We start from the raw sequence: 2782 nt of genomic DNA, 5'->3' as shown, positions 1-2782 counted from the left end.
TTGTACTTTCTCACATTGCGAGAAAGTGTTCCTTTAGGAACATCAAAACGCTTCTCGGCTTCATAGCTGGACAGGCCGTCAAAGATCACCGCCTCAACAGCGATGCGCTGATTTTCCGATTTAAAAATCCGCTGAGCAATTATCTTATACTGGGTACGGTTCATGGTAATACTCACTAGGTATATTGCGTTCTCTGCAAGAATACCGTGGCAGAGAAAATGGAATACTTTATAAAAACGAGATTACCAGTCTGAACCCTAACAGAACCTTAATCGATTAGCCGTAGACCTGTCGGTAGTGCATCTCCGAATACTCGCTTAGTTTCAGCCTCTGTGAGTATCTTTACTTCGGATACCATCTGTACCCAGCTATCAGGTGCCTTGCTGGCTTTCAGCTTGGCGATTACCTCGGCGCGATTTTTCTCGTCGATATCAAGGGCACGGTCACCCGTCATTCGGCACATCATAACTGCAGCAAAAGCGATGTTCGGATCTTTGCGCCAGTCATAATCCATAAGCTCGGGCAAACAGTAGGCGACATGCTGCGGCGTCAGCAGGTTGTGCGCACTGCCATAAAACGGACTGCGGCTTGCGATACGCCCGATGGCCCACCAGTGCGCCTGAGAGTATTGAGTCTTTTGCAGACGTCCAAAGATCCACTCGATAAGCTGCAACTTCTTCTCAAAAGGTAGATGCTCAAGTGAGGCTGCAAGGCGGACCATATCTTCATAGCTACGCTCTTGAAGCTCTTTGTTTAGCTTGCTGTTACGTGCTGCACCAGGATTAATGTATTTGGCGATATCTTTGAAAATCACCAGTTGCTGCTCTTGGCTCAGGCCTCCGGCGATACGGCGCCAGAATGTCCACCAGTCGCTCCATGTCTGTGTTTTGCTGTCAAACTGGATCCCATGTTGATACAGAGCCCAAACTTGTTCCATTCGCCAGTCATCGGAAGGATAGCCAAATCCCGGTCGCATTGTAAATCCTGTCAGTTTCAGCCAGTTTCGTTCATGAATATCTGAGCGACGGCGACGTTTCTTACTCTCTAGCAGGGCATTGGCAAGCTCACGCAGGCATGGTGTTTCCCAGTTGTCACGTTTGCCCAGCATTTTTTCAAGATTGCTACGAAGGGTTTTGATAGCCTTGTTATCGGCATTTTTGGTGCTGCCTCCGTAAACCTTCTTAATCGCACTGATAGCGTCATCCATGCGGTCTGGCAAGATGGATTCTGCCATGGTGGCGTCATCGCTACCACGATTGAGCTTGGCTATATCTTTACGAATGGCAAACTCTACCTTCCAGCGTTTGCTGTCATCGCTCACACTGACACATTCGATCTGCAAGGTACCCACTTCGGTCAGCTGACACGCCAGTGTGACTTCTTCGCGATCTTTTTGGTTAGCCGCCAGCTCGGCACGATCGCGATCGCTGTCAAGCGTGGCGATGAACGGAGGGAGGGTTACGAAGCTTTCATTGTCAATATCGAACAGTTCACCAGCCTCGGTGTGGTTGTCATCGGTAGATGAAACAAGGTTGAATCGAACCGGTTCACCAAGTGTTAGGGCAAACTTACGATCGGTTAAGCGTACCTCTGTGCCTTCATCGCTCCCTTTTGGCAGGATGCAGATCCCTTGTTTGCCTTTTTTCTTGTCTTCAAGAGTCAGGAAGAAAGATCGTGCAGAACCACCACCGATCTTTAGTTGCGCGCCGTGTCGTGCTTTGGCGTACGCAACGGCCCCATAGGCAACCGCAAGATCCGGATGAGGGTTTTGAAGCTCAGTGACGCTGTCACCTCTCCAGTGGGAGAAGGTCGATAGTACGCGTTCAGACAGCAACGGGCTGTTGAACACTCCACCATTAAGCAATACAGCTGAAGGGATCGCCGGCAGGCTCGATTCGATGTCTGCTTCACTGTTTAGCAACGCTTCGCGGCAAACGGTGTCATGCAAGTCAATAAACTGAGCCAAGTGCTTGCTTATCGCCGGATCAGCCGCATAGGGTAGGCCAAACTCGACTACAGCAGCCTGGCGATGACTTGGCTGATCACTGTATTCTGTTTTAGGGAAGAAACCATCGAGGGCTATGCTGTGAACTTCCTCTCGAGTCAGCTCGATACTTTTTGAGCCACCGATAAGGCGTGAACCGCTGCCAAGTAAGGTGACTTTGGCTGATTCCGGAGCATTACCGGAAAGCAGCTGTTCTTTCACTTTGCGAGTTTGCTGGATAAGCTTTGACAAGCCAGCAGCACTGAGTTTTTTAGAGCCGCCGTGAAGACGCTGTTCGGCTTTATGAGCAAGCGCCAAATCCAGATTGTCACCGCCAAGCATTAGGTGATCGCCAACGCCGATACGATCAAGCGTCAGCTTGTCATCCTTTGTGCTGACTTTGATAAGGCTCAGATCCGTGGTACCCCCACCGACATCGCACACCATCAGCAAAGGAATGTCTTTCAACTGCTCTTCGGCATTTTCTTTGTTTTTAGCATACCAGTCGTAACAGACGGCCTGAGGCTCTTCCAGCAGTAGAATTTTCGGTAATCCTGCCATTGCTGCGGCTTCCAGCGTCAATGCGCGGGCAGCCTCATCAAAGGATGCTGGAACAGTTACCACAACTTCCTGATCGGCAAGTTTGGCATCCTGATGATGATAGTCCCAAGCTTGTCGAACATGGTTCAGATAGCTGGCACTGGCGACGACCGGAGAGACTTTCTCGACACTGTTATTTGACGACCATGGCAGAATGGCCTCGCTGCGATCGACACCGGTGTGTGAAAGCCAGCTCTT

Annotated in this window: 1 protein-coding gene; it reads right to left on the bottom strand. The window is 50.2% G+C overall.

What is annotated here, in order from left to right; translation table 11 throughout:
* Positions 1–268: 268 nt before the first annotated feature.
* Positions 269–2782: Hsp70 family protein (locus tag MHN01_RS23445; protein WP_239413765.1), on the bottom strand; the 2514-nt coding region annotated here is incomplete at its 5' end.

This window comes from Photobacterium sp. OFAV2-7 (genome assembly GCF_022347985.1).
GTDB lineage: Bacteria > Pseudomonadota > Gammaproteobacteria > Enterobacterales > Vibrionaceae > Photobacterium.
This window is presented reverse-complemented; position numbering and strand designations above follow the sequence as displayed.